The sequence below is a fragment of the Vibrio sp. 1-2 (7-a) genome, from assembly GCF_013048515.1.
Taxonomy (GTDB): Bacteria; Pseudomonadota; Gammaproteobacteria; order Enterobacterales; family Vibrionaceae; genus Vibrio; species Vibrio diabolicus.
The window spans coordinates 1-24,657 of sequence record NZ_VHSQ01000023.1 but is presented as its reverse complement, the minus strand read 5'-3'; the positions used below and the strand labels follow the sequence as shown (position 1 = coordinate 24,657).

Annotated in this window: 21 protein-coding genes and 1 pseudogene; 11 read left to right on the top strand and 11 right to left on the bottom strand. The window is 41.3% G+C overall.

Annotation, left to right across the window (positions count from 1 at the left end; translation table 11 throughout):
* Positions 1-133: 133 nt before the first annotated feature.
* The 7 genes from FKN08_RS23525 to FKN08_RS23495 are packed head-to-tail and all read left to right on the top strand — an operon-like array spanning position 134 to position 10,948.
* The gene (locus tag FKN08_RS23525; protein ID WP_170892976.1) at positions 134-748 is read left to right on the top strand and encodes a restriction endonuclease subunit S; all 615 of its coding nucleotides are present in this window, start codon (positions 134-136) and stop codon (positions 746-748) included.
* Between the two features lie 12 nt (positions 749-760).
* The gene (locus FKN08_RS23520; protein WP_170892975.1) at positions 761-2,275 is read left to right on the top strand and encodes a type I restriction-modification system subunit M; all 1,515 of its coding nucleotides are present in this window, start codon (positions 761-763) and stop codon (positions 2,273-2,275) included.
* Complete coding sequence (locus FKN08_RS23515; protein ID WP_170892974.1) at positions 2,265-3,425, top strand: restriction endonuclease subunit S; 1,161 nt, start codon at positions 2,265-2,267, stop codon at positions 3,423-3,425. Before FKN08_RS23520 ends, FKN08_RS23515 begins: the two co-directional genes overlap by 11 nt.
* Positions 3,426-3,437: 12 nt before the next feature.
* Positions 3,438-4,808: an SIR2 family protein gene (locus FKN08_RS23510; protein ID WP_170892973.1), complete on the top strand. Its 1,371-nt coding sequence runs from the start codon at positions 3,438-3,440 to the stop codon at positions 4,806-4,808.
* Complete coding sequence (locus FKN08_RS23505; RefSeq protein WP_170892972.1) at positions 4,805-6,916, top strand: ATP-binding protein; 2,112 nt, start codon at positions 4,805-4,807, stop codon at positions 6,914-6,916. Before FKN08_RS23510 ends, FKN08_RS23505 begins: the two co-directional genes overlap by 4 nt.
* On the top strand, positions 6,909-10,172 hold the full coding sequence (locus tag FKN08_RS23500; RefSeq protein WP_170892971.1) for an HsdR family type I site-specific deoxyribonuclease: 3,264 nt from the start codon (positions 6,909-6,911) through the stop codon (positions 10,170-10,172). The genes FKN08_RS23505 and FKN08_RS23500 overlap by 8 nt, the downstream gene beginning before the upstream one ends.
* Positions 10,172-10,948 carry a SprT family zinc-dependent metalloprotease gene (locus FKN08_RS23495; protein WP_170892970.1) on the top strand — a complete coding sequence of 259 codons (777 nt, stop codon included), beginning with the start codon at positions 10,172-10,174 and terminating at the stop codon, positions 10,946-10,948. Before FKN08_RS23500 ends, FKN08_RS23495 begins: the two co-directional genes overlap by 1 nt.
* Positions 10,949-11,019: 71 nt before the next feature.
* On the opposite strand, the gene FKN08_RS23880 is transcribed toward FKN08_RS23495, so the two are convergent.
* From FKN08_RS23880 to FKN08_RS23480, 4 genes and pseudogenes are all read right to left on the bottom strand, one after another.
* On the bottom strand, positions 11,020-11,241 hold the full coding sequence (locus tag FKN08_RS23880; RefSeq protein WP_249373485.1) for a hypothetical protein: 222 nt from the start codon (positions 11,239-11,241) through the stop codon (positions 11,020-11,022).
* 63 nt (positions 11,242-11,304) lie between these two features.
* Positions 11,305-11,457, bottom strand: coding sequence for a hypothetical protein (locus tag FKN08_RS23490; RefSeq protein ID WP_170892969.1), 153 nt, complete (start codon positions 11,455-11,457; stop codon positions 11,305-11,307).
* A 94-nt stretch (positions 11,458-11,551) separates the two neighbouring features.
* On the bottom strand, positions 11,552-12,505 hold the full coding sequence (locus tag FKN08_RS23485; RefSeq protein WP_249373483.1) for a type IV toxin-antitoxin system AbiEi family antitoxin: 954 nt from the start codon (positions 12,503-12,505) through the stop codon (positions 11,552-11,554).
* Between the two features lie 1,668 nt (positions 12,506-14,173).
* Positions 14,174-14,668, bottom strand: a pseudogene (locus tag FKN08_RS23480) (type I restriction-modification system subunit M N-terminal domain-containing protein); the annotation flags it as partial.
* A gap of 162 nt (positions 14,669-14,830) precedes the next feature.
* Between FKN08_RS23480 and FKN08_RS23475 the strand changes: the two are divergent.
* On the top strand, positions 14,831-15,229 hold the full coding sequence (locus tag FKN08_RS23475; RefSeq protein WP_011079925.1) for a hypothetical protein: 399 nt from the start codon (positions 14,831-14,833) through the stop codon (positions 15,227-15,229).
* A gap of 167 nt (positions 15,230-15,396) precedes the next feature.
* On the opposite strand, the gene FKN08_RS23470 is transcribed toward FKN08_RS23475, so the two are convergent.
* Positions 15,397-15,546, bottom strand: coding sequence for a hypothetical protein (locus FKN08_RS23470; RefSeq protein ID WP_017790133.1), 150 nt, complete (start codon positions 15,544-15,546; stop codon positions 15,397-15,399).
* A 74-nt stretch (positions 15,547-15,620) separates the two neighbouring features.
* Between FKN08_RS23470 and FKN08_RS23465 the strand changes: the two genes are divergently transcribed.
* Complete coding sequence (locus FKN08_RS23465) at positions 15,621-15,989, top strand: elongation factor Ts (protein ID WP_170892967.1); 369 nt, start codon at positions 15,621-15,623, stop codon at positions 15,987-15,989.
* Positions 15,990-16,071: 82 nt separating this feature from the next.
* Here FKN08_RS23465 and FKN08_RS23460 read toward each other — a convergent pair whose 3' ends face one another.
* The 4 genes from FKN08_RS23460 to FKN08_RS23445 form a co-directional block, all read right to left on the bottom strand.
* Entirely contained in the window at positions 16,072-17,400 is a 1,329-nt protein-coding gene (locus FKN08_RS23460; RefSeq protein WP_170892966.1) for an MATE family Na+-driven efflux transporter, read from the bottom strand.
* A gap of 3 nt (positions 17,401-17,403) precedes the next feature.
* Positions 17,404-18,690 carry a hypothetical protein gene (locus FKN08_RS23455; protein ID WP_170892965.1) on the bottom strand — a complete coding sequence of 429 codons (1,287 nt, stop codon included), beginning with the start codon at positions 18,688-18,690 and terminating at the stop codon, positions 17,404-17,406.
* A gap of 56 nt (positions 18,691-18,746) precedes the next feature.
* On the bottom strand, positions 18,747-21,191 hold the full coding sequence (locus FKN08_RS23450) for a DEAD/DEAH box helicase family protein (RefSeq protein ID WP_212762739.1): 2,445 nt from the start codon (positions 21,189-21,191) through the stop codon (positions 18,747-18,749).
* A gap of 188 nt (positions 21,192-21,379) precedes the next feature.
* Positions 21,380-21,610 (bottom strand): helix-turn-helix transcriptional regulator, encoded by a 231-nt coding sequence (locus tag FKN08_RS23445; RefSeq protein ID WP_170892963.1) that lies wholly within the window; start codon positions 21,608-21,610, stop codon positions 21,380-21,382.
* Between the two features lie 149 nt (positions 21,611-21,759).
* Between FKN08_RS23445 and FKN08_RS23440 the strand changes: the two genes are divergently transcribed.
* Positions 21,760-22,269, top strand: a complete 510-nt coding sequence (locus tag FKN08_RS23440; RefSeq protein WP_225458944.1) for a DNA repair protein — start codon at positions 21,760-21,762, stop codon at positions 22,267-22,269.
* A 551-nt stretch (positions 22,270-22,820) separates the two neighbouring features.
* Here FKN08_RS23440 and FKN08_RS23435 read toward each other — a convergent pair.
* Positions 22,821-23,612 (bottom strand): DNA repair protein, encoded by a 792-nt coding sequence (locus FKN08_RS23435; protein ID WP_170892962.1) that lies wholly within the window; start codon positions 23,610-23,612, stop codon positions 22,821-22,823.
* 13 nt (positions 23,613-23,625) lie between these two features.
* Positions 23,626-23,817: a helix-turn-helix domain-containing protein gene (locus tag FKN08_RS23430; RefSeq protein WP_031832417.1), complete on the bottom strand. Its 192-nt coding sequence runs from the start codon at positions 23,815-23,817 to the stop codon at positions 23,626-23,628.
* 105 nt (positions 23,818-23,922) lie between these two features.
* On the opposite strand from FKN08_RS23430, the gene FKN08_RS23425 reads away from it, so the two are divergent.
* Positions 23,923-24,546, top strand: a complete 624-nt coding sequence (locus tag FKN08_RS23425) for a hypothetical protein (protein WP_249373480.1) — start codon at positions 23,923-23,925, stop codon at positions 24,544-24,546.
* Positions 24,547-24,657 lie beyond the last annotated feature (111 nt).

Below are 24,657 nucleotides of genomic sequence, written 5' to 3'. Positions count from 1 at the left end.
TATAAAAAATAAAATCATTTGGATTTAATGTCAAAGTTTAATTTGCATCATTTAATTACTGTAGTTAAGTGTTGCAACGTTCTTCATAAGTGGCAGAATAAGTAAATTATTCAAAGTGCGGAGTACAAGGCCAATGATTGAAGGAGTCAGCTCCTCGAAATTAGTGACCTTATCGGATTTGGTTACCATTCAAGCGGGCTACCCGTTTCGGGGGGCCATACGCGATATTCCTAGTGGCTCAGTGAAAGCGGTACAAGCTAAAGATATCTCTGAACTTGGCGAGTTAATCTACAGCGATTTAATCGTCACCGATCTGACAGGTAAACGTGAACCTGATTGGCTCAAAAAAGGCGATATTTTGTTTAGTGCCAAAGGAGCTAAGCATACGGCTAGTTATGTTGACTGCGACTTAGAAAACACGACCTGCGCACCTAGTCTGTTTCTTTTGCACCTTAAATCGAAATGGCAAGGTTTAGTGAACACTCAATTTTTAACCTGGCAGCTAAATCAAACCCCTGCACAGCAATATTTTAAACGCAGTGCCGAAGGCAGTTTTCAAATTAGTATTCGTAAGCCAGTGCTGGCCGCAACACCGATTATCTTACCTAGTATCGAAACCCAGAACACGATTGCCAAGCTTTATGCCGCCAGCATTAAAGAAAATGCTCTGCTGCATAAGCTAATCAATAACCGACAGCAGCAGTTAAATGCGATTGCTACTGACCTAATGAATTCATCTAACAATTAAGAGCTAGGATTTATGCCACATACCCCAATCAACCAAAGCGAAATCAACAAAGCAGTATGGAATGCCTGTGATACCTTCCGTGGTACGGTTGACCCGTCAATATACAAAGACTTTATCCTTACTATGCTGTTCTTAAAGTACATCTCAGATGTGCACAAAGATAAAGTTGAAGATCTGAAAAAAGAGTTTGGAGATATTCCCGAGCTGATTGCTGAAATGCTTGAAAGTCAGTCGTTTAAAATCCCGACAGGCAGTTCGTTCTGGGATTTGTATGAATCACGTTTTGACGCGGGTAATGGCTCACGTATTGATACCGCTCTACACGCTATTGAAGAAGCCAACAGCAAACTGAAAGGCGTGTTTCAGGATATTAGTTTTAATACCGATAAACTCGGCGATGAAAAACAGAAGAACGATATTCTTCGCCACCTGCTAGAAGACTTTGGTAAGCCAACTCTTAACTTGCGTCCAAGCCGCGTAGGAACACTTGATGTCATTGGTAATGCCTACGAATACCTCATCAAACACTTTGCGGCAGGAAGTGGTAAATCGGCGGGCGAATTCTATACCCCTGCGGAAGTCTCGGATCTGCTGTCGATTATTCTTGCGCCGCAGGAAGGCGATACCATTTGTGACCCTGCCTGTGGTTCGGGCTCACTATTGATGAAGTGTGGTAAACAGGTTCAGAAGAACTTTAATGGTTCGAAGAAGTACGCCTTATATGGTCAGGAAGCGATTGGTTCAACCTGGTCACTGGCGAAAATGAACATGTTCCTGCATGGTGAAGACAATCACCGCATTGAATGGGGCGACACTATTCGCAACCCGAAACTTCAGGATTCCAACGGTGGCTTGCTGCACTTTGATGTAGTAACAGCCAACCCTCCATTTAGTTTGGATAAATGGGGCCATGAAGATGCCGAGAACGATCACTTTGGTCGCTTCCGCCGTGGTGTACCGCCAAAAACCAAAGGCGACTATGCGTTTATCTCGCATATGATTGAAACCCTGAAGCCGCAAACTGGGCGTATGGGTGTGGTGGTGCCGCATGGGGTGTTATTCCGCGCCTCTTCAGAGGGAAAAATTCGTAAGCAGTTGATTGAAGAAAACTTGTTGGATGCCGTGATTGGCCTACCAGAAAAACTTTTCTTTGGCACAGGCATTCCTGCGGCGATTCTGATTTTTAAAAAGCATAAAGATGACAAGAATGTACTGTTTATCGATGCGTCGCGTGAGTTTAAATCAGGTAAAAACCAAAACGTATTGACCGAAGAAAATATCCAGAAGATTGTTGATACCTACAAAGCCCGTACAAGCGTGGATAAATACGCTTACCTAGCGACGTTAGAAGAGATTGCTGAAAACGACTTTAACCTCAATATCCCGCGTTATGTCGATACCTTTGAGGAAGAGGAAGAGATCGACCTGATTGCTGTGCGCAACGAACGTTTGGTGCTGCAAAGTGAACTGGCGGATCTGGAAGCGGAAATGGCAGGTTATCTGAAGGAGTTGGGATATGCCTTATAGCGTTCTGGAAGCAAAGCCCATATCGCAACTTTGTACAGTTGTAGACTGTGAGCATAAAACAGCCCCTTATGTAATTGAATCAGAATATCTTGTTGTTAGAACCAGTAATGTTCGTAATGGGCAGTTGGTTATGGATGATATGAAGTACACGACAAGTGAAGGCTATGAGGAATGGACTCAAAGAGCGGTACCTGAGTATGGCGATGTTCTGTTTACTCGTGAAGCTCCTGCGGGAGAAAGCTGTTTAGTTCCATACGACAAAAAAGTATGTATGGGGCAACGCATGGTTATGCTTCGTCCTAAGAAAAAAGTAACTGATCCAGTTTTTCTCTCGCTGATCTTAAATACAGAAAGAACTAAAACAGATATATCCAGACTATCGATTGGTTCTACGGTTTCCAGAATTAATATCGCAGATATAAAAAAACTAAAGGTTGCTTGCCCCCCCCTCCCTGAACAACAAAAAATCGCCAAGATCCTCTCTACTTGGGATAAAGCGATTGCAACCACCGAAAAGTTAATTGCAACCAGCCAGCAGCAGAAAAAATCCCTGATGCAGCAATTGTTGACGGGGAAAAAACGGTTGGTGAATCCTGAAACTGGGAAGGTGTTTGAGGGGGAATGGAAAAAGGTTGAGTTAGGAAAACTTCTAGATTACAAGCAGCCAACACCCTATTTGGTTAAATCTACTGAATATTCAGATGAGTATCCAACACCAGTTTTAACAGCAGGAAAGACTTTCATACTTGGTTACTCGAATGAAGACTTCGGTATCTTCAGTGAAAAATTACCAGCAATAATTTTTGATGACTTTACGACAGCTAGTAAGTTTGTAGACTTTCCATTTAAAGCAAAATCGAGTGCGATGAAAATATTAATCGCCAAAGATGGTGTATTCATAAAGTACGTATATGAGGCTATGCAGGTATTAAATTATCCTGTCGGTGGTCACCAGCGTCACTGGATTTCAATATTTGCAAATTTAGTAATTGGACTTCCAGAACCTCAAGAGCAACAAAAAATCGCTTCAGTCCTCACCGCAGCGGATAAAAAAATCGAACTACTAGAAGCCAAACTCGCTCACCTCAAAGATGAGAAAAAGGCGTTAATGCAGCAATTGTTGACGGGTAAGCGCAGAGTGCAAATGTAACAAGGATTATTTATGGATAATAATGGTGAGAGCAAAGAAGCAATGCCTTGGGAAATAACGCTAAAAGTATTTGAAGATAAAGAGCCAAGACATTTCTCCTTCAAAGAGGATAAGCTTCAAAAACTAGGCTCCAGTGAAGATGCCCTGACTATTAGCCAGTTCCGTCAGGAAGTAGAGCCTTGGCTGACTGCTCTATTTCAAAATGAACATCTGAACCTTTTGGCTGGTAGTGGGTTAACCTGTGCTGCTTCATATCTTGCGTCACAACAGACTGGTGCAACAATGGGAGATGCAGAGTTTACCGCTTATCCTAATAAAGATCTTTTGCTCAAAGCCGTTGAAACATCGGCTAAGGAGTCTGGCAGAGACCAGCCGAACCTTGAAGATCAAATTCGCACCGCAAACAAACTGCTGGAAGGTCTGAAAATTTTGGAGCACGATGGTAAAAATTATAGCTCTGTAGAATTACAATCAGATATATCAGACATTCTCTCCAATCTAATTAGAAGTGTTTTGGGCACAGAAAACCTGATTGAAACTCTCCCTAAACCACAAAAACAACCTGAAGATACTGCCAGATATTTAATGTCCTTTCTGCTCAGCTTTGCTAGTCGTACAGCAAGCAGAGACAGACTACATATTTTTACAACCAATTATGATCGGTTAATCGAGTGGGCTGCAGATATGGCTGGAATTCGATTGATGGATCGCTTTGTTGGCTCTTTAAATCCGATATTCAGATCCTCAAGAGTTGAACTGGATATGCACTATAACCCGCCTGGCATTAGGGGTGAGCCGAGGTATCTGGAAGGGTTAGCTCGTTACACTAAGCTGCATGGTTCACTGGACTGGAGTTACAAAAATAGGCATGTAAGAAAAGTTGCTGTGCCATTTGGTGCTCCTTCTTTTGAACCGTATTTTGTAGAGCCGACTAACTGCTTAATTTTCCCGAATGCAGCTAAAGATCGTGAAACATCCGAATTTCCTTATGTTGAGCTATTTAGGGATTTTGCTGCTGCCACATGCAGACCTAATACTGTTTTGGTGTGCTACGGATATGGGTTTGGTGATGAGCATATCAACAGGGTTATTGAGGATATGCTCTCTATACCATCAACTCACTTAGTTATCATCTCGATTGATAATCCTGGAAATCGCATTTCTAACTTTTATGAACGAGTGGGACGCTCAGATCAAATCTCTTTAATGATTGGAGTCCCATTTGCGGAAATAACTAACCTAGTTGATACCTTCTTACCCAAGCCAGCGATTGATTTAACAACCCAAAAAGTCCAAGAGATAATCACTTCCAGAGGTTGGGACAAAAAAACATCCAAAGAAGATTTATCTGACGACAGCAATCAACTAGGAGAATTAATATGATTTCTCCAATGGAAAACCTTGCGAGGCTCCAAATTGGAACTGTTGATTTTGTAGCTCCTGATGAAGTCAAAGTATTGTTAGATCTTGACGCTCCACAATCGATGGCAATGAATGCAGGCAAGCCAAGACCTTTTCCAAGAATTAATGGTTTTGTGTTATTACCAACAGAGAATGGCTTCATTGTCGGGCAAATCACTTGGCTAGCTATAGAGCACTCATCTTTCCCTAAACGGAAAGGAATACAAGACTTTGGACTTATTGATTTGCCTTTCCCATTGCGAAAGATGAGTCTTAGCCTGCTTGGAACCCTTGTTAATGAAAGCAATCAAAAAAACACAAAATATAAATTTAAACGTGGGGTGCATACCTTTCCAGGGTTAGGTGATCCAGTCATTATTCCTGATTCTATTCAGTTGAAAGCTATTGTGGAATCTGGAACTGATGGACGAGTATTAATCGGCCACTGTCCTTTAGCAGACAATGCTGAAGTAAGAGTTAATCCAGATAAAATTTTTGGTCGGCATTTGGCTATATTAGGAAACACTGGTAGCGGAAAATCATGCTCTGTTGCAGGCCTTATTCACTGGTCTCTAGCAGAAGCTAAGAAGCTTTCGGGCGATAAGAATCCAAATGCCAGATTCTTAGTAATAGATCCGAATGGTGAGTATTCAGGAGCCTTTGACAATCACAAAGCTCGCGTCTTTAAGGTAGAACCAGATGATACTACGAATGAGCTTCTGCTGAATGTCCCTGCTTGGTTGTGGAATAGCTCCGAATGGTCTGCCTTTACTCAAGCCAGTGGCCGAGCGCAAAAGCCACTACTCAGACGAGCGTTGAGAGAAGTTCGGTGTGGAATTGAAGAAGATGAGCATAGCGATGACTTCAGGTTAAGAAGGCGGTTGTCTAGCGCTGTAATCATGCTGAAATCAGAAGTACGTGCAGGAAACAATTATGAAGGCTGGAAGTTTTCACCGAAGTTAGTAGCTTTGTCTGAAGATTTGCAAGCTTGGATGGAAGAGCATGCGGCTCATGCTGTGGGACTACATGTAAATAACGAAACTGTCCAAAACATTCTCCAAAGTAAAGCAAGGCCCACAAAGCCTCCACAATACATTCAGTACTATAACGATTTTAGTCAGACTGATATCGAAAGTATTATTTCTTCAATAAATAGCACTCTTAATTCATTGGGAGGCTTAGTCTTTCAGAGTGGCCCGTCTGAAGATGCTCCACTCCCTTTTAAAAGTACTGACTTTATTGACCATATCGAAACTCTTGCAGAGCAAGAAACTAATCCACAGTTTTTTGATTATTTGGTGATGCGAATCCGAATGATGCTGTCGGATAAAAGGATGCTCTCTGTTTCTGGTAACAATAGAGAGTTATCTCTTAATCAATGGTTAGAAGAGTTCGTTGGCTCTAGCGATGCCAGTAATGGCTGTGTCTCTGTAATTGATCTTTCTCTGGTACCTCAAGAAATCGTCCATATTGTCACTGCCGTTGTATCCAGACTCACTTTCGAGGCACTACAACGATATAGAAGAAATCATCCCGACAATAAGGTGTTGCCTACATCCTTAGTTATGGAGGAAGCCCATAACTTTATAAAAAACTACAGGAATGATTCAGATGAAGCTTCAGCTTCATCTATGTGTTGTCAGGTCTTCGAAAAAATTGCAAGGGAAGGAAGAAAGTTTGGCTTGGGCTTAGTGCTATCATCTCAACGACCATCAGAGCTATCTTCTACAGTACTTTCTCAGTGCAATACATTCTTGCTGCATCGTATTACCAACGATAAAGACCAAGAGATGGTAGCAAGATTGTTACCTGATGGTATACGAGGCTTGATAAGGGAAATTCCAGCCCTACCTTCTCAACACGCATTTTTAGTGGGTTGGGCAGCAGAATTGCCTATTTTAACAAGAATGCTCTCGTTACCTGAGCGTCAAAGGCCACATTCAGATGATCCTGACTACTGGAATGTTTGGACTAGAACAAATAGCCAAGGCGAACCAGAAGATAGACATGTTGACTGGAAGGCAATTTCTGATGAGTGGCAAGAAGTCGAAGTAAACGAACATATCGAAGAGAAAAACAACGATGAGTAGCTCAATTCCCAACTTCCGTGAAGAGCACAGTGCAAAAATTCCTGCGTTGACGTTACTAACAAACCTTGGCTATCAATTCATTCCTCCTACTGAATGCTTAGCGATGCGTGGTCGCCTATCATCCGTGATTATTCCCAGCGTGCTGCGCAGTGTGTTGAAACACAAAACCCATACCTTTCTGGGTAAAGCCTATCCGCTTTCAGATTCGGCTATCGATAAAATCATTCAAGAGCTGGCGACCCCAGCGATGAATGCTGGTTTAAAAGCAGCGAATGAAAAGCTCTACAATGCCTTAACCTATGGAATCAGTGTGACTGAGTTTATCGATGGCAAAAAGACCAATCCAACCATTCAAATCATCGATTGGGAAACGCCAGAGAATAACCAATTCCACTTCACCGAAGAGATGGAAATTGAAAATGCCCACGGCACAGGTAAACGCATTCCCGATATGGTGTGTTTTGTTAACGGCCTGCCTTGGGTCGTGATTGAAGCGAAACGTCCAGACTCTTCTCATGAAGGTAAGCCAACGGTTTCCGAAGGGATTTCTCAAAATATCCGCAACCAGAAAAACGATGAAATTCCTCATCTGTTTGCCTACAGCCAGTTGCTGCTTTCAATAAATGGTAACGATGGTTTGTATGGTACTTGCGGTACACCAGAGAAGTTTTGGGCCAAATGGCAAGAAGAAGAGATCACTGAAGCGACCTATTTACGCTTGAAAAACACCCCATTAGCGCAAGATAAACTCGACCTGCTGTTTAACCATCGCCCAGCTAAAGTGCGCGATGAGTATTTATCCCTTATCGCAGGCGGTGAACTCGTTGTCACCGACCAAGACCGCTTATTGGTATCGCTACTGCGCCATGATCGCCTATTGGAAATGACTCGTTTATTTACTCTGTTCGATAAAAAATCAGGCAAGATTGTTGCTCGTTATCAGCAAGTGTTTGGTATTAAAGCTCTGATTGAACGTGTTACCTCTTTCGATGATAAAGGTGCTCGCAATGGTGGAGTGATTTGGCATACCACAGGTTCGGGTAAATCGTTCACTATGGTGTTCCTATCGAAAGCTTTAATCTGGCTTGAAGCGCTCAAAAAATGCCGCGTAGTGGTAGTGACCGACCGTGTTGATTTAGAAGATCAATTAGCCCGCACGTTCGCTTCAGGTGGTGCGTTATCGGATAAAGACAAAAAAGAGGCAATGGCAACTACGGGCAAACGCCTTGCCGAGCAAATTGGTAAAGGCAATGAGCGAATTATTTTCTCTATCATCAATAAATTCGGTACGGCAGTCACTTTGCCAGAGTGCTACAACGACAGCCCCGATATTATTGTGTTGGTAGACGAAGGCCACCGTAGCCAAAATGGTTCCAACAATATCTTTATGCAGCAAGCGCTACCCAAGGCTGCGTACATTGGTTTTACGGGTACGCCACTACTGAAAGATGATAAGACCGAAAACAAGTTCGGAAAAATTATCCACTCCTACACCATGCAGCAAGCGGTAAAAGACAAAACTGTCACGCCTTTGCTGTATGAAGAGCGTATTCCAGAACTCAGCACCAATGACCGTGCGATTGATGCATGGTTTGACCGGGCAACGGATAAGCTATCGGAAAAACAGCGCACCGACCTTAAGAAAAAATTCTCTCAGAAAGGCCAGATCTACCAAACCGAAGGGCGTTTGGAGTTAATCGCTTATGATATTTCCGACCATTTCCAAAACTTCAAAAGCCAAGGCTTAAAGGGCCAACTGGCGTGTGACTCTAAAGCCTCAGCAATCCAATACAAAAAGCTATTGGATGAGATTGGTAAAGTCACCTCGGTGGTAGCGATGTCACCACCTGACACTCGCGAAGGTCACGATACCGTTGATGGCGAGAGCAAAGACTTAGTGCAGAATTGGTGGAAAGAGAACGTCGGTAATATGGACGAAAAAGCCTACACCAAACAGATCATCGAAGCCTTTGGTCGTGAAGATGGCCCCGACATTATGATTGTGGTTGATAAACTGCTGACAGGTTTTGACGAGCCGAAAAACACCGTACTTTATATCGATAAGCCACTAAAGCAGCATAACTTGATACAAGCGATTGCTCGTGTTAACCGTCTGCATCAGAAAAAGCAATTTGGTTATCTGATCGATTATCGCGGAATTCTCAAAGAGTTAGATTCCACAATTGCCGACTACCAAGAGTTGGCAGAGCGCACTCAAGGCGGCTTCGACATTGAGGATCTCAAAGGCCTATATAGCCGTATGGATACCGAATATAAGAAGTTGCCAAGTCTGTATAACGACTTATGGGCGATCTTTGCCGATGTGAAAAATAAGCAAGATGGTCAAGCACTGCGCCAAGCTCTAACACCTAAGATTGAAACCATCGATGGTCAACTGACCGATACCAATCTGAAAAAGCGTGAAGATTTCTATTCGGCACTGACGCTGTTCGCAAACTGTTTAAAAGTGGCTCTGCAATCAGCGACCTACTTTGATGATAAGAGCTTCGACGATAAGCGTGATTTGTATAAAAAGACGCTGAAATCGATGTCTGAACTGCGTAAACAGGTACGTGAAGATGCTGAAGAGACGGTAGATTACGACCAATATGCCGAAGATATTCGTGCACTATTGAACAAGCACATTGCTGGGGTTGAAATTCAGGAACCTGATGGCGCTTATCTGGTCGGCAATATGGGTAAAACTGCCAAACCTGAAGAAATGAGTGACGACGAGGCCCGCAACAAAAAAGACGTCATCACTGGCCGCGTAACCAAAATGATTGAGCAAGATTTAGCGGATGACCCTTACGCACAGGAGTATTTCTCTAATCTCCTCAAAAAGGCAATTGAACAAGCCAAAGAGATGTTTGATGCACCCGTTAAGCAGTATCTTTTGTTTGCTGATTTTGAAGAGCAAGTGAAAGAGCGCAAAGTTGATGGAATCCCAACTGACCGTTTCGCTGAACTTGATCCAAAGATTAAGCGCCATGTTCAGGCTTATTTCGGTTTGTTCTTACACCATGCTTCAGAAAATCCACTATCCGAGCAAGAGCGCTTCGACTTTGCGATTCAGATTGATGAAATCGTGACGGCTGCCGTGGCTGAGTTTTCCATTAACCCAACAGAAATCGAAAACCAAATTCGTCGCGCATTGTTGCCAATTTTGTTTAAAGCCATTGGAATGGATACGGCCAAAGCCATCATTACCGATATTATTCAAATCACTCGCTTAGGCGTGGCAGGTCATCATTAATGACATCGGTAAGTTCTAAAGAAGGCAAGCTAGAAGAATACAGCTTCATCTATGGTGATGAAGCTGTCACCTATGAAGTCGTGCGTAAACCTCATCCTGAGGGTAAGAGACGAAAGATTGCGATAAAGGTGCATCCTAATTGCGAAGTCGTGGTGAATGCCCCTGATGATGCCGAACGTAGTGATATCCACGACGCGGTGATGAAGCGAGCAAAATGGATTTACGATGCGCTCAAGGAGTTTCGTGGTCACTTGCAGTATGTTCAGCCTAAAGACTATGTCAGCGGTGAAATGCAGTTCTACCTTGGCAGGCGTTATGTTCTCAAAGTGATTGAAGACCGAAATGCTATTTCTAACGTTAAAATGGAACGTGGCAAATTATTGGTGACGCTAAACCGCTTTAACCAAGACAAGCAAGCACTGACCAAAGCCCTAGTTTCTGGTTGGTATAGCGTACGTGCTGAACGGATCTTCCACGAACGGTTATCTGAATTATTGCCACAAACCACTTGGGTTAAAGGAATTCCAAGTTTTCGGGTTCTGCAAATGACCAAGCAATGGGGAAGCTGTTCGAGCAAGGGCAATTTAATGCTGAATCCACATTTGGTCAAAGCGCCCAAGGAATGTATCGACTATGTAATTTTGCATGAGCTATGCCATATCGCAGAGCACAACCATAGCGAGAAATTCTGGCGTTTATTGACCAGTGTGATGCCGAACTGGAAAGAAGTGAAAAGCCGTTTAGATGGGATGGCGGAGTTGTATTTGAGTGATTGAGTGGATAGATAACACCTGATAATTATCTGCGTTTTACCTTAACCATTTCGATTTTTATCTCCGCTACACCGCTAAGGTAGCACTATATCACCTCTACGGACTAGCATGCAGAAACGAGAGTAGTCATGACTATAAACGAATACTCTATGAGGAACGCTAGCTCCGCTCATAAATGAATCGAATGCTGAAAGAGTGGCTTTCGGTAACGATGATGGGTCAACAACTTTCCAGGGAACGTCTGGCAGTTCGAATTCTTCTAATGTTGGCAATAAGTTTAAGTATGGATCAGTCATAGCATCTTATCTCTGTGTTTAGTTTAGTGGTGGATTAATCAGTAGTGCTTTAATTTATTTAGATTAGGTTTTTGACGATTTCAATTCAATGGATTCTCGCCACTGACGTGATTCGTTAACTGCACGCTCAAGGTTATCGTCACTTTTAAGATGCAAACCGTTTCTTCGGTTACGAGCGGCACGGTACAAGATAGCTCTGCGTTGTTTCTCGGTCATAAAACCTCCCATCCACCAATTTGCCAGTATGATTCTATTTTTGCTATTCCTATGTTTATGAAAGTCAGTTTTGAACTTCCTAACATAACAAAGTTCACAAAGGTAATGTGTTGAACTCTCCATATTTATCATTGATAAGATAAGCCACTTCTCTATTGCGCGCATCCTTAGATAGTAGCAACTCAGCAATAGTTAGTAATGCCAACGCAGGTTGACCAATTTTTAAAGACTCGCCCCAAAATGGCTTTATTACTTTAAGAGGTGGTAACTCTCTATGTCCGATAGAATACTTGACCGGTTGATGTCGGCTAAACAATAGTATCTCGTGAGGGTGGTTATATTTTGTAAGCTGAGTCGCGGCCACTTCTCCACCCCAAACATCTCCTGGCTGCAATAAGATATCTTCCCAATTGTCAACAGGAGGATAAGTCGTCACCTGATGATAGCGAGCTAAAATGTGACCATAGCTTTTCAACCATTCATAACGCAGCTCTGGCTCATTTAAAAATCTTCTTTGGCGTTTATTCTTTACTATATGGTTGTTTTCAATAAGGTACTTCATTGCCTTTGTAACCATACCAACCGAAATGTCAGCTTTAGATGCAATATTCGCATAGGTCTCATTGATAAGGTCTTTTTCAGCGAAAAGAGCAAATAAGCACTTCATGATACCAATGGTCATAAACTGGTGAGATTTATCTTTTTTTATCGGAGGTCTATTGCCAATGAATATGCATATGTCACCAGTCATTACTCTTACGTTTCCGGAGTCATCGGCATAGTTGATGTTTGAGTCATGGCATAACTGCCTAAGATAATCGCTGAGGTGATTACAGAAAAGTATGTCGTTAGCTTTTGGTCGTCGTTTTAAATAGCTTTTAATACTTTCTTTACGATGTATATGAGCATAAAAAATATTAAACGTTATCGGCTGGCCATTAACTGTCATTTTTAGCTGCGGCCTACCACCCATTTTTCCATCCGTATAGACAGGGTTGAATTCTGACGGTAAGCCAATAAGATTGGGTTCGTTATGGAGTTGTTTCATCGTAAATACACGCCTCACGCATTTTTCATGATTCATGAAAAAATTTAAACTATAGAGTTTTATAGCTTAAAAACTTAAAACTTTCGAGAAAAATGAAAAAAGCAGTAAGTTTTATTGAGGAAATTTCATTAAAATCAATAGGTAGAATTAAAAACATACATTCACTACGCATTTCTTGAAAGTATGAATACAACAATAGGGGAAATGCTATTTTTATTATAGTAATCAATATATTAGCTTTATTTTTCGGTCATTTATTGTCATTTTGAACCTACTTTATTTGAGAGCTACAAATATTTACATTTATTATTTATAATCAATATGTTATGAAAATTTCGAATGCTTAGAAAAGAGTTGAATCATACTTTCAGTACGTACTTTCGAACTTTCAGTACGCCTATTTTTATGATGTTGAGTAATGAACTACCGCTGAAAAAGAAGGCTAAAATTCTTCATAATCCAAAGAGTTCAGATAGACACTTTAACGGTTGCCCATGTACTCAATACTATCTATCATTACACCAGACCAAGCATACGCCCCTTGGTCTTTAAATATGAGGCATACTTTGTATGTGGGTCCGCGCAGCACTTGGTCACAGTCAGTTCGTAAGGAACCAAGGTGACATTGAGATGGCAGCGGCATCTCTAACTTACCGTTGAAAAATTCTCAATGTAGTCGTTTGGAGATCTATTTCTTTATCTACTTTTTCTGTACCTAAGCATCTTACCTGTTACCGATAACCCTTCAACTTCATTTCGTATCCCCACGGTCTAATGAGCTATCTGTTGCCAAAGCACTTTTTCAGAGAAGTATGCCGTTAGTTTTTGGTCGTTGATTTAAATAACTTCAAACACTTTCTTTACGATGTATATAAGCATTGAAAATATTAAAAGTTATAAGTTCACCATTAACTGCTATTTGTAACTGTGGCCTACCCATTTACCCAAACTTATAGACAACGTTGAATTCTGAAGGTGACTCAATAAAGTTAAATCCGGTTCTTATCTAAAATACATTCCTTATTAATTCACACTATTCATGAACAAACTAAAATCATAGAGTTTTATAGCAAAGTTTCGAGATAATGAATAAGAACATCAAGAATAAGTTAAAAAACATCATTTAAATCAATGGGTGGCATTAAAAACACATTCAGTACACATTTCTTAAAAGTATGGATGTAACAATAGGAAAATTATTATTATTTTATATAAATCAGTATATTGAGCTCACCTATAGGAAAATTATTGCAAACTTGAACTCACTTTATTTGACAATTACAATTAGTCATTAATTCGAACAAAATCAAATATTTATATTAATTTTGCATATTTAGGCAATTAATAAGAACGGATGAACTCATACTTTCAGTACATACTTTTAAACTTTCAGTACGCGTTTTCATTGTAATGAGGAACAAATTTATGTCGCTGGTAATATAGTTCTTGATGTTTTAACTGCGTTAATATTCTCATTTTAAAGTCTTTGCTAAAGATAAGCGAACGAGTAAACATAATAGATGGAGGTAGACACTTAATTTGCTTAAATTTTGATAGAAGAAAAATGCTAAATCAAATATTACTCATAACAAGTAATTGATTATCCAGTAACACTTTCCTTAAAAAATAAAGGTGGCATTAAATCTATAAAATTGTAGATGGCATTATGTAGAACTCACCCGCATTACCTGCGCTTTGTAGGTCACGGAGGATTTGCTCGTAGATGTCACCGAACAGGTGGCGTTCTTTAGAGTCAGTAAAGTCGATCTCGTTGAGCTTGTTAATCACTTGGCGCAGCAGTGTGCCATTTTTCATGTAGTTGAAGGCATCACTAAAGGCTTCTTTCACCACGAAACCGCGTGGGTTGGTGTCTTTCGGCGCAGTAAGGTTTTTTAACGTCGGGAATAGGTCATCATTGATGAATTCCAGCAGCTCATCACCTGTAATGCCTTGGTTATCTGCCGCCCAGTTACGCCATAGGTACTTGGCTGGGATGGGGTCGCGGTAATCATCTAACTCGAACTCTAGCTCTTCCTCTTGAGCATCAAACACTTTAAGGAATAAAAGCCACGACATTTGGCCTAGACGCTGCGCGTCACCATCAACACCCGCATCTTTACGCATGATGTCTTGAATAGACTTGATAACTGAACTGATTGACATGGAGTTCTACTATTAACTGACTGAAAAATTGGGGCAGATTATAGCAGAAATGGATCGAAGAAAATGAACTTATCGCTATGAAACTATGTTTGTAATTGTGGTTTAATAATGAATCAGTGATATAAATGAAATAATAAAAAATATAACCAGGTTGTCTAGAAAATGAAGGTTGAGTGTCCCCATTGTCACACTGACAATGTTATTGAATATGCAGAGAATATCTCGTGTGAGAAGTGTGAAAAAAGCTTCAAAGGCTTTAAATTTAGTAAACGGAAACTGGTGTCTGCCAGTACGGCATTGGTCGTGGGCGTGGTTGGTGGTTATAAGGTGAATGGTGCTTTTGATGAAGAGCGTTACCCATTAGAAGTAGAGTATGCCATCGTTGATACCTGCATAAACTCGTCAAAAAATATGGTGTCGGTGAGTTGGTATGAGAGTAAGCGAGAAACGTGTTTATGCGCTCTTTCACAAACGGAAAAGTCTGTGCCGTATTCCGATTACAAATCTGATCAAAACTTGTTTTTGAGTAACTTCAAGCTGAATGCGAGAAGTTGTTCATAATAGAAAAATGAGGCAGCTAGACTGCCTCATTTATATCTAATGTGCTTAGCGTTTAGGTGTGTTGCCACGATCTTTGCCTGAAGGCTTGCCAGTTGTGCTTGGGTAGTTTGGATTACCTTTCGGCGCAGTCTTTGGTGCAGAACTTGGTTTTGCCATGATGGTTACTCCTATTTACCTTGTTTTTGGTTGTTGGCAGCAGCGCGTTGAGCGCGAGCAGCGAATGAATCTTTAGAGACTTGTCCGCCATTTTGTTTTGCTTGATTCGCTTGAATACGAGCAGCGGCTTCAGGGGTCATTGGTGCTTTGTTTTTAGACATAATATTTTCCTTTTCGTTTATGAATGATTGTCTCCGCTGAGACCATTGCATAGTAACTAGTAGGGTAGGGACAAATGGGGACAGCCCAAAAACAAAATCAAATTCGAACCATGTTGGATGCCTTAGGCTGGAGCCATAAGCAACTGGCCGATGTTCTTTACGAAGAACTTCAGTGTTCTGAATATGAAGATATAGAAGATGTTTCCCCGCAGGAAGTTCGTAAGTTTAGAGAGACTCTCAAGAAGCAGTTACAGAGGGAATCTACCCCAGAAAGTCGGCTTGAACAGTACGTGAAAATCATTTCGGAACATCCAGATTTTGTTGCATTGGGGTTGAATGTCGTGGTTCCAAAATACGTTAACCATAGCTGCTTGAGTGACGATTCACTTACAGAGTTAGCAGAGATATCCAGTTGGTTGGATGATAGGGAGCAGGTAGGTTAAAAAACGGCTAAATAGCCGTTTTGTTCTAATTTCTTGAGTTTGTTGGTTTGCCCAGTGAAGTCGAAATTTAGACAAACTGTTGTCACGATTGGATTTCAGCAGCTTGTATATCATCCGCTTTGCTACGTAGAGCTAGGTACAACACCCAAGTGATTAGCGCATCAGCAGTAATGCCCAAGCCGAACATTATGGCGATTCGTTCAAGCGTAGGTACAAAGAATCCGATTTGATAAAGCACAAAAGCACAACCGTAAAACAAGGTGTTTACGATAAGTGATTGATACAGCATTAAATCCGTGCGTCCAATACCATAAAAGTAACTGTCTATGACATTGTTTAAACTGAAAATGATGTAGAACCCAACCATTAGCCAAACTAGACTGGTGATTGATTCTGGGTTCTCTATTCCCATGACATCGGCTATAAAACTGTTCCAAAGCGGTGCGGTGAGTATCCAAACAGCAATAATTCCTAACGTTATCCAAAGGTAGTAATTGACTCGCTCAGATGTTAATCCATTGTTTGTCGCAGCATCTTGCTTAACCAGTTGTCCTAATGTCAAAACGGGAAGTAGTAGCCAGCCCCAAATAAATTGATTAGCAACCCAGAATGTTCCCGCTTGTTGTACTTGGTTAATAAGCTGAAGAATCATGACAATAAAGGCAGTATTTCGCACGAGTGACTCAAGCCCTGACTTCCATCCAATCTTTGCCCATTCTTTGAGCCATTGAGATTTATCTCCTTTAGAAAACTTGAAGCTCAGAGTGATCCCTGATTTCGATAAATAAATCAGGGCAAACAGTGCGAGAAGACTATTGACTACGATATTACTCAGAGCAATACCATTCACTCCTAACTGAAGGGAGTAGAGTAGTTGACTGACGAAGACGCTGTCACAAAGGACAGTCATGAGCATTTGTACTATCAGGAGACCATACAGCGCCTTTCGTTCATTTCTTAGGACGAGAACCAAAGACAAAAAAGCATAGAAGCTGGAGAGCAAAATAGCGGCAGATTCCAATCGAATGTATTGGATTGTTTGGGTCAATAATTCAGCCTGTTGCTGCATAGCATCTACAAAGTTCGGGGCTAGCCACAATACCATTAAGGTCACCAAAAAGTAGCAAATTAAGGTAACCAAAAGAGATAGACTGGCTCGCTCGCGAAAAGCTTCATTACTATGAATAACTCTGCCTAGAATAAATGCTAGAGGTATAAGTAATGCTTCGCTCAGGACTTCATATCCTACATTTAACCATGCAACTTGTGCTGCAATACTAAAAGTCCATGGGCTAGGGATGCTGCCCAAGAAATGGATTCGTGTAGTTGAGTAGATTAATGGTATCAAGCTTGTCAGAATCAGCACTAGCCACAGTTGGTAGTTGATTGTTTTTAATTGATTATGTTTCAATTTTTAAGCCTTGTTATCTTCACTAGGGATCTCGTGGAGAAAGCGACTCTCCACAGAGAAATAGCCATTACTTTTAATCAGTTGTTTCTTTCTAAGCCGTTCGAACAGTGTGATGAGGTACTGATAAAGTTCAGTATATTGCACTGTACTGATATGAGTTGCTGGGCAGTTAAATATTTGCCATGGGAAATCAATCAATGTTGTAGCGGCATGTCTGGGAAGGTAGTTGTGTTTAAACTCACTTAGCAATAAATGTTCTAGCTGAACACAATAGTGCTGGATGATAGAGCAGTGAAAGTGGTACTTGTAACTGTCGTTGTTAGCGATAAGGTTCGGTAAGGAGCAAAATAAAAAGTAAACCTGAGCGGCCAACTCTTTGGCTTGCTTTCGCTCGCTTGTATGTGTTTTGGTAACGGCGTCTAATTGTTCTGCAAGACCAAGTTCACCCTTTAAAATAGTGAAGTGAACGTTGTAGATTTGTGACTCACGATAATAAAGAGAAATGTCAGACAGCGATTGGCCTATAACGATTTCTATAAGCAAACGGTCTTGTGTCCTAAGAGTGATTTTCGACCCCAAAATATCGGTATGAGCCAATTGTTCACCGAACAATCTGAGGAGTCTTTCATGCCAACTCTGAACCGAAATCGATGACTGAATAAATAAATCGATATCGGAGCGCTTTGTTAACTGATTAGCGCCCAAACTTCCGTAAAGTAGAGCTGTAGATACGCTTGTATCTGTGATCAATACTTTATTAAGTTTACTGACCCAAGTGTGTTGAGATAATGGGAAGTCCGCCCAGAAGGCATCAAAGTTCTCAGAGAAGTCAAAGCAGTAAGACTGCCAAATTTGTCTTTGCCAGTGAGTTTCTAGTTCCGTCGGTATGATTTTATCTTTCAAAAATCTAATAGTTTCATCAACAGCTTGCAGTTTTTTGTAGGACGATGGGTAAGGGATTTCTGAGTATTTCTCGTCATCAATTGCATTGATGCTCTGCTCAATATCTCTAGTACAACAGATTAATATGCCTGTTTTCCTATCTAATTGATTGGTAAGAAGGCTAGCTGTTTGACCGTATCCTGTAAATTCAACAATCGCGTTTTCCTGTTGTTTAACCGCAGCAAGGAAATACTCACAAGCAAGTTGCTCACCTTGCTCGGTTCCATCGCCAAAGCGAATTCGATACTCATCTAAAGATAAATAAGGGAACTCAGGCAAACGTCTTTGTATTTGTTGGCTTAACGTTGTTTTGCCTGAATTTAGGTTACCAAAAATATAGATATGCATTGTGACTTGAGGTCGTTAACCAAGCTAAAGAAACTCTAGCTTGGTTTAAATGGTGATTAGGCTGATTGATAAATCTCAGCTTCCAGTTCAGAAATCGCTTCTAAGTATTGCTCTTTACCACCAAAGCACTTTTTGACGATTTCAGCAGGGCGTCCCATCTCGTCAAAAGGCTTAACTTTGAGTACATGAATATTTTCAATCTCTTGAACGCCTTCGTCTGCGTACTTGTCTAGTAAGTTGTTCAACACCTGCTGAGCCGTTTCACCGTACTTAGTGAAGTAGTTGCGCTTTTTGACATTGTCAGCGCGTTCTTTTCTGGTGAGTGCTGGTTGGTCATACACGACATGACAAATCATGTCGAATGGGTCGAGATCTTTGCCTACTTCCAGCTCTAACGCTTCCCAGATAATGCCTTCCTCTGCCAGTTCATCAATGATTGCTTGCTTTTTATCGGCATCTTGCCAGCGCTTAACAAAGTCATCCATTGAGGTGAACTGTTTTGCCATCGTCTTGCGGGTATAGTCTTTGAACGATTCGGTTACGAGTTTACCGTTGGAATCGTAGTATTGAACACGTTCGGCAATGGCTTTCACCGTTACACCGCTGACATGGAATTTTCTAACTCGGTTTTCATCCTGCCAATCATCATCGGAATTGCTACCGTCAGAAGGAGATGAACCTGAGTCGTATGGAGCTTCTGGTTCTTGGATGCTTTCAGGGTCGATATCTTCCCCTTCAAATGGATCATCTTGTTCAAGCTCATCCTCACCATCGATGATCTCCTCGAGTCCTTCATCGGTTTCAAAGTCTTCTGGTTTTGTCTCTTTAACTCGCTCAGGGACACCATCAAAGCGCTCATCAGCGAACAGTTCAGTCGCTTTTTTAAAGTCGAGAATGGTAAACCATAGCTTTCCGTAACGATCATCAATACGAGTACCACGACCGATGATCTGCTTAAACTTGGTCATCGACTGAATGCCCTGGTCAAGAACAACCAGTTTGCAAGTTTTTGCATCGACACCTGTTGTCATGAGTTCTGAGGTGGTCGCGATAACAGGGTAAGCCTTTTTGGGGTTGATGAAGTTATCAAGCTGAGCTTTGCCGATTTCATCATCACCTGTAATTTTCATTACGTATTTTTCATTCTTAGCAACTTGCTCAGGGTTGCAGTTGATTAGTGCTCGGCGCATACGCTCTGCGTGGTCAATGTCATTACAGAACACAATAGTCTTAGCCATAGGATCGGTGCGCTTGAGGTAGCTGGTGATGGTCTGTGCAACAAGCTCTGTTCGCTCATCAATTACCATGGTTCTGTCGAAGTCTTTCTGGTTGTAGATCCTGTCTTCGATGACTTCACCATGCTTATCGACTTGCCCTTTGGTTGGTCGCCAACCTTGTAAATCTACATCGATGTCCACACGTACAACTTTGTAAGGGGCTAAGAAACCGTCTTCAATACCTTGCTTTAGAGAGTAGGTATAAATGGCGTCGCCAAAGTACTCGGTGTTAGACACGATATCGGTTTCTTTCGGTGTCGCGGTTAGCCCTATTTGAGTCGCAGAACCGAAATACTCAAGAATCTCGCGCCATGCGCTGTCTTCAGCGGCACTGCCACGATGGCACTCGTCAACAACAATAAGATCAAAGAAATCAGGATCGACCTGTTTGTATGCTTTTTGATGCTCTTCTGGGCCAGTCAGAGCTTGATACAGAGCTAGGTGGATTTCGTAAGCGGGATCGACTGTTCGCCCCGTGACTTTGGTCATAGCGGTGCCAAACGGCTGGAAGTCGTTGGTCTTAGTTTGATCGACCAGAATGTTTCTGTCCGCTAGAAATAGGATGCGTTTTTTGGTTCGGGACTTCCACAGTCGCCAAATAATCTGGAATGCAGTGTAAGTTTTGCCCGTACCTGTTGCCATAACCAGCAGAACACGGTTTTGTCCTGCTGCTACCGCTTCCACAGTTTTGTTTATCGCCTGTAGCTGATAGTAGCGCGGAGACTTACCGCTACCATCATCATGGTAATCTTGAGTAATAACTGGAAGGTGCTCGGTTTTGTAGCCTTTCCAAACGCAGTACTTGTCCCATAGTTGCTGAGGTGTCGGGAAGTCTTCAAGTCGAATTTCAGTTTCGAGTTGAGCTGGGTTGGTTTTGTCGTGGAAGATAAAACCGTCGCCATTTGAGGCAAAGACAAAAGGGACTTCAAGTAGGCTGGCGTAATCTAGTCCTTGTTGCATACCTTTGCCGACTTCATGCTTGTTCGCTTTTGCTTCGACAACTGCTAGAGGCATGCTCGGTTTATGGTAAAGAACGATGTCTGCCGACTTAACCTTTTTTCTTGCCGCTGCCTGACCACGAACAATGACCTTACCGTCACGTAGTTTAACTTCTTGACGGATTTGAGACATATCATCCCATCCTGCATCTTTGATAGCAGGAAGAATGAATTTCGTGATGATGTCGGTTTCAGATAGCTTTGATTTATTGATTGTTGATTCCATGCGATTAGCCAGATCAGTACAAATGCATTTCATTACTATACCAAAGGATGCATAAAAGCAGAAAAGATACTGACTTATCAGTGAAGTGGATGGTGTTTTTCTAAAATAGGCAAAGGAACTACACAGGTAGAAATCTACACTGCGAGAGCAGTGTAGTTGTTCGTGAAAAGCTTAATGCTAAGCCTTTCCTAATCTAATAAGTCAGGGTGATCTTCGGGTAAAAGATCAGTCACTTCACAATCGAGAACTCGAGCTAACTGATAAAGCTTTTCAACTGTGATTCTGACACCATCTTTCTCGACTTTACTTAGGTAGCTTCTGCTAAATCCCGCTTTTAAGCTTGCTTCAGTGCTTGATAAACCACATCTCTGTCTCTGAGCTGCAATGTTTTTTGATATTTCCTTTGCCAGATTGTTCATTTCTTATTCTTTTTCATTACTACTTTATCAAGTGTACATAACTCCATATTTATACGCTATCTAACAACTGATTGACTACATAACATGGGTATAATATATTATGCAAATATTTAGGTGGCAGAAGGTATTTATGTATGAGAGTTGGGACAATGCAGTTATACAAAATCGGCCTAAAAAGTCTTAAGTCTTTTGAGACTGACGAATATTTTGACCTGTATAGCTACCAAGCACTGCTTAAACCGATGCTTGATGAGTATTATTGTACTGATGAACACATTGAGAGATTTAATAATCAGTCTTATCGAATTTTGAAAATACTCGAACAAGAAGAAAAGGTTGTGCGATTAAGTCCCCCTAGAATAAACAACGCTCAATTTGTTGCAATCGGAGGCACAAAAGTCACACAAGAAAAGCATAGAGTCGGCCAAGGGTATTTAGAGCCAGAGCCTGTTAGCGAAGAGCGACAATACCAAGATCAGTTAAATACCAAAATCGTTGAAATTAATGATCAAATAGTTGCTCACAAAGAACTGTTGGATTTGTTTCCTGCCCATGGCGAACATTTGAACAACGAAATAGAAAAGTTAGAGCGTGAAGTATTACTTACTGAATATAAAAAGGAAATCATGGGGAAGATTATTAATCAAGAGAAACGCTAAGCTTACATACACATAAGGGTGGTTCTTGACTTTCGGCCCGCACTATAGGAACTAGAACCAGGTTCGGAATTGGACTCTCTTTGTAGTCATTCCCATGCGTGGGAATGAGTCAGCGGTTCGATAGTGATTTGTGAGGTGCTATGGGATCTTGCTTTAATTTGTGGGGGAATTTTCTTTGCTTTCAATGACTAAGCTTTGTTCGGCTGCAAACGCTTCGAGAATTGAGTCGACGATTTCGATGTAATGGGAATAGCGACAGAAAAACGAAACATGAGTCTTCTCGCTGTTAATGATAGCGCGAACATTGTTCAGCTCATTTCATTGTCCACATAACATTCACCTTTTCGAACGCACTTAACGGAATGGTGTGCGTTAAACATCGTCCTAGATAAAACGTTCAGTATTTCACTTGTATCCATCTGGGGAGGGTAGGGCTAACTTCTTACGGCATTGAGTCATTGCTAAATTCAGTTATCTCGAATAAGTAAGAAGATATCATACCTATTCCCAATCGTGGGAATAGGTTATCGTGATGCAAAGTGTATTGATTTTTAGCTTGGATGCTGTTTGTTGGCAGTGTTAGAAAACTCGCCGCGTTCTTCTAGTCGACCTTCCAAATTGGCTTTCTTGATAAGCGTTTCTTGTAGAAGGACAGCAGTTTTCTCAAGTTCTTTTCTCATATTCTGATTTTCAGATTTAAGCTTCGCATTGTTGTCTTCCAAAATCGCATTTTTGCACTGGTAACTGAAAGATGTATCGGCACTATCCTGTAACTCAGAAGCTTTGTTTTCTAACTGTTTGACTTCGGCAGCTAAGCGATCATTATCATTTGTGAGATCAGTTAATTGTTGAGGAAGTCCTTGTAACTCTGCTAGCTTGTCTTGTAGTTCTTCGACTAGCTCACTAGATTGTAATGCTTGTAGTCGTTTCTGTTCAGAACAGTGTTCTGCTATCTTTACTCGACTTTCTACAATACTAGCAATGTCACTCTCTACAGCTTGCCACAATGCCACTATGTCGAGTTTTAGTGCGGCTTCTAGTGGGCTGGAAAACCACTGAGGAACTTCTCGATTATATCGATTCGTATTAGGTTGAGCAGAAGCGAGTACTTGAAATGCTATTTGAGCTTTTACATACCTCCCACCAACCGCGGCTTGTAATTGGGCTGGGTTCTCAAAACATTTTCCTTCCGCTTTTGCAGCTTCGTAAGCGTCAAGCATCACGTCGAAGGTAATGCCTTTATCGGGATCTTTGTTCGCGTTATGCATCTCTTGAATAAATTGCTGCTTAAGCTTGGTACGTAAGTCTGTAATGTAAGTGCGTTCGTTAGTTTGTATGTTCATTCACTTACACCCCTTAGTACGGTAGCTCTGTTGTTTGTTCTTCGAGCCATCTTTCAATAGTCTCTCGTTCCCAGCCCACAATTCGCGTGCTGATTGCACGAGCTGGCGGGAGACGACCTTCTTTGCGCCAGCGCCACACAGTCACTTTACTTATATTTAGGTACGTAGCTAAGTCGCTAACTCTTATGAAATTTCTATCTATCATTTTTATTCTTCTCATTTTTGTTTTTATGTTTCTGTTTGATGTAATCGTATGAAAACAAACGCTAGTGTTGTAGATTGAAACAAAGACACAATTAGGTTGACACTAATGGATGTAATGGCTGCACCCCTACTTGAAAAGCAATTAAATGAAAACCTGAAAAAACTTGAAGCACGATCTAGAAGTGAAAACAAAAAGCTTACTCAAAAGAAGAGTTCGAAAGGTATCTCAGTCGTGGATGCTTTTGATATTTCGTTAGAGCGAACAGTATCAAAGGTACTCATTCTGTACATTCCGTTTTTAAAAACGTTTACAGGTAAGGAGCCTGATACGATTAAAGAATTTGTACGTTTCTGCGGGGGGTTATCCAGCACAATAGATAAGCTCATCGACTTTAGAACTAAAAATATGAGTGATGAGAAAAAAACAACACTTCAAAATCAAGATATTTTAGTCATCGAATATGTCGATGTGATTGAGCAAATGTTGGTAAAAGCGAAGAGTAAAACACCTCAAAGGCCATCATCTGACAATACTCAAAAAAAACACACTACTTTGGCTTTACCTTTCTGTGCGCTTTGCTACAAACGAGTGAATCAGTCTCCATACTATTGTCGCGATCATCATTCTTCTAGGAGTGCTTTAGCATATAAGAAAGCCACAAGAAGATTGATTTCTGCCGTCTATCGCCATAGTGATGATGAAGATGCGCAAAGTGTAGTGGTCAACTAAAATTGGCCACTGTTTTAGAGTTTTCCCAATATAATCGTTCTGACTCATTGGGAGTTAGACCACCGTTATACTGATGTGGCCTGAGTTGACAGTAATATCCAATGATGTAGC